Consider the following 2,861-nt stretch of genomic DNA (forward strand, 5'->3'; position numbering starts at 1 on the left):
CGGCGCCCTGCATGATCCCGAACGCAACGCGGACAACATGCTGCAACGGCTCGTCGGCTCCCTCCTGGTGCCCAACCTCGTCGCGGGCACGGCGCGCACGCTCGACCCTGTGCAACGCGAAACCGAGACCGTGGGCGATGCGGTGCAGGCCCGCATTCCTGGGATGCGCGATGACCTGCTGCCGCGCCGGAATATCTGGGGCGAGCCCGTCATTAGCGAGGGCGGCGTCGGCCCTGACTTCCTTTCGCCCATGGCAATCAGTACCGCGCTTGAGGACCCTGTGAATAAGGCGCTTCTGCAGCTTGGCTACGCCCCCGGCTATCCCTCTAAGAAGGTGGGAGGGCGGCAACTCACCCCGACCGAGTATGACGGGTACATGGAGGCTGCGGGCAGTGCCTCCCATGCTGCGCTTGGGAAACTCGTCGCCTCTCCTGAGTGGGCAGGCATGGACGACGAGGCCAAGGAAGAGGCGGCGAAGAAGGTTGTCACCAAGGCACGCCAGGACGCTCGCGCTGAACTGTTCGGAGGAAATCGCGGGGCCAAGGACGAAGCGACCCCTGCCGGTGCGTGGCCTGGACAGGAGGCGGCCCCGAAGCCCTCGGACGAATGGCTTGGCGCTGACATGCCGCAGCGTGATGTGGTCGGCGGTCTGCAACGCGCGATCCCCGGCCTCACCCTGACTTCAGGATTCCGCACAAAAGAATACCAGGCGGACATGCGGCGGCGCGGCTACCATCCTGCCGAGAACAGCGCGCACCTCGAAGGCGCTTCGCTCGATCTTGTGCCCCCGCCCGGCAAGTCGATGGGCTGGCTGTCGCGTGAAGTGCGCAAGGTGGAGCCCGGCGCCCGGTTCTATCCTGAGGGCGACCATCTGCACGCGACGTTCCCCGATTGGTATGGCGCCCCCGTTCTCGGCGGGGCCAAATCTGCGGGGATCGAAAACCCCATGGAGCGCCGATGATGCGGGAACACCTTGGAACACCGGAACACATGGGTAGGTGTTCCTCTGAAACACGCGGAAATCCTGGGTTGCACACCGAGAACACCGGGAACACCTCAAAAACGATAGGGTCAGGCCTTAGGACGATCAGGCTGCCTTTGTTCGGGCTGTGCAATCTGCGCCCTCACGACATGGGTGAAGCCCCTTTCGGCCTGCTCGGTTACGTCGAGTTTGCCGACAAGCCGGGGGCGCTTCACGTCGCCGTTTTGCAGGATGGCGAATGGCGGGACCGCGGCTTGCGGGCGTTTAAGTCAGACATAGCCCGCTGGTATTCGTTGGAGCACCAAGATGGTTCGCCCGTCCTCGGACATTGATCCGGGAAACCTGAACGTCAATCCCACCCCAAAGCGGAAGCGTAAGATCCGCTCGCGTCCTGAGCCGTTGCAGGGGGTGAAGGACGCCCAGCCCGCAGCTCTCGCGCGGCAAAAGAAGCGGCCGGCGTCGCCCGGCGTCATGCTCGAACCCGCAGGCGAATATGGCTGGCAGATCACCTCGCCGCACAACGACCCCGATCTATGGGAGCTGCAGATTGCCGACACCTTCGGCACCCGCTCGACCTCGATCTACCGCACGTTCATGCGAGACCTGAAGCGCTTGGCCGGGCAGTCCTGGGACGAAGACACCCAGCGCTGGAAGGCCGACGAAACCGAGCTGAACGCGGCGCTGGCCATGGTGGCGGACGTGAAGCCGCGGACATCGATGGAGGCCGCACTGGCGGCGCAGATGGTGGCCGTCCACTGGATGCAGATGCGGCTGTCCCGTGACGCGCTGAACCGCGGCGGCATGATCATGGAGAAGGACGCTGCCATTGCCGGCAAGCTCGCTCGCACCTTCACCATGCAGATCCAGGCGTTGCAGGGAATGAAGGGGCGCAAACGCTCGACATCGCAGAAGATCACCGTTCGGAAGGAGCTGCACCAGCATGTCCATTACCATCACGACAGGGGGGCCGGAGAAGCTCCCGCGCAAACCCATGCACAAGCGGCCGCTCGGGCTGGAGAATTGCCGGCGCTGCCATGCCAGGACGAGAGCGGGCGGGTCGTGTCTCTCGCCAGCCGTAAAAGGTAGGGCTAGGTGCCGTATGCATGGCGGCCGCACTCCAGGAGCGCCCAAGGGTGAGCGGAACGGCGCGTACAAGCACGGCGGCGAAACGAGGGAGGCTGTAGCGCTGCGCCGAGCCGCCGCGGCCCTGCTGAGGGAGATAGCTCATGGCTAGCGACAAGCGGACTTTCCGGGCACCGTAAGGGCTGAGCGCGGTGATCTCCCACCTCTCTGAGCGTAAGGGAGTGAATGAAAAGCTCATCCTGTTCGAAACCATCCTTATGTGATCGGCAGTCCTGTTTTGCTGTCATACATCCGGCAACCTAACTTATAGAGGCGCTCGGCCGCTGATTTGTCGCCTGCTATCTTCAAGGGCATGGAATTGTCGCCTGCGCGTGATCGCGCCTTTGCCCGCTCTACAGCTTTGGCAGCCGCATCATTGAGACTGGTCGCTTCGTTGTCGCGGACCATCTTCGCCATTTCGTGGACATGCGGCGCGTCCATTCTGGCTGTCTGCGTGGTCAGTCCAGCAGGGAGAGAAGGAAGCTGTATTTCGGCACCCACGTCGTGCGCCCCGCTGCTAGCTGCATAGGCTATTTGGCTCTTCGAATGGCTGCTGGGGGGCTGGGCAATGGCGGTAGGATGCAGGCACGCGTTCAAGCTGTCCGCTGAGACAAAGAGCGGACAGGTCATCAGAGCAAGCATTTCCCATCGCGCCTCCGGGGTCTCCGGAACCGGATGCATCAGCCGGAAAGGATTGATTGCGGCCATTGCCAAGCGCACATCCGATATGTCGCGATCAACGTTCCACGCTCGCCCT

General features: G+C 63.4%; 4 protein-coding genes. 3 read left to right on the forward strand and 1 reads right to left on the reverse strand.

The genetic code is table 11. The annotated features are described in order from the left end of the window. The 3 genes from VMR39_RS10690 to VMR39_RS30465 form a co-directional block, all read left to right on the forward strand. On the forward strand, positions 1 to 961 hold a 961-nt coding region (locus tag VMR39_RS10690), incomplete at its 5' end, for a hypothetical protein (protein WP_325415954.1). Positions 962 to 1,288: 327 nt separating this feature from the next. Next, entirely contained in the window at positions 1,289 to 2,068 is a 780-nt protein-coding gene (locus VMR39_RS10695) for a hypothetical protein (protein ID WP_325415955.1), read from the forward strand. Then, positions 1,974 to 2,216, forward strand: coding sequence for an HGGxSTG domain-containing protein (locus tag VMR39_RS30465; RefSeq protein WP_414712492.1), 243 nt, complete (start codon positions 1,974 to 1,976; stop codon positions 2,214 to 2,216). Before VMR39_RS10695 ends, VMR39_RS30465 begins: the two co-directional genes overlap by 95 nt. Positions 2,217 to 2,320: 104 nt before the next feature. On the opposite strand, the gene VMR39_RS10700 is transcribed toward VMR39_RS30465, so the two are convergent. Continuing rightward, positions 2,321 to 2,861, reverse strand: a 541-nt coding sequence (locus VMR39_RS10700) for a hypothetical protein (RefSeq protein ID WP_325415956.1), incomplete at its 5' end; no start/stop codon positions are given.

The sequence above is a fragment of the Sphingobium sp. genome (assembly GCF_035511395.1).
In the GTDB taxonomy this organism is placed as follows: Bacteria; Pseudomonadota; Alphaproteobacteria; order Sphingomonadales; family Sphingomonadaceae; genus Sphingobium.